Genomic DNA, 318 nt, shown 5'->3' with positions numbered 1-318 from the left:
CGAGGTTCTCGTCGTTGCGGTGGTCGGGGATCAGCGCCTTGCGCTTCTGTGCCGCCGTGCCCGTGCCCTTGCGGGGGAGGTCGAACCCGTCCATCGCCGGGTCGCCGGCGGCCACGGTCCTGCCCGTCTTCAGGTGCTGGCCGTCTGGGTCGTAGAACGCCTCGGACACCGGGTCGAGCGGCCCGGCGCCGTACAGCGAGTCGAGGTCGAGCGCCGGGGACCTGCCCTGGACCAGGTGGGCGGGGAAGACCAGGTCGCCGAAGGTCACCTTGGTGGCGTCGAAGGTGAGGTCGTGGTCGACGAACTGGCCGAGGTAGG

The 318-nt window shown here is 71.1% G+C and carries 1 protein-coding gene; it reads right to left on the bottom strand.

Annotated elements, in window-relative coordinates; genetic code table 11:
- Positions 1-318, bottom strand: a 318-nt coding sequence (locus EKO23_RS25635; RefSeq protein ID WP_217702822.1) for a peroxidase family protein, incomplete at both ends; no start/stop codon positions are given.

Origin of the sequence: Nocardioides guangzhouensis (assembly GCF_004519545.1) — a bacterium.
Taxonomy (GTDB): Bacteria; Actinomycetota; Actinomycetes; order Propionibacteriales; family Nocardioidaceae; genus Nocardioides; species Nocardioides guangzhouensis.
This window is presented reverse-complemented; position numbering and strand designations above follow the sequence as displayed.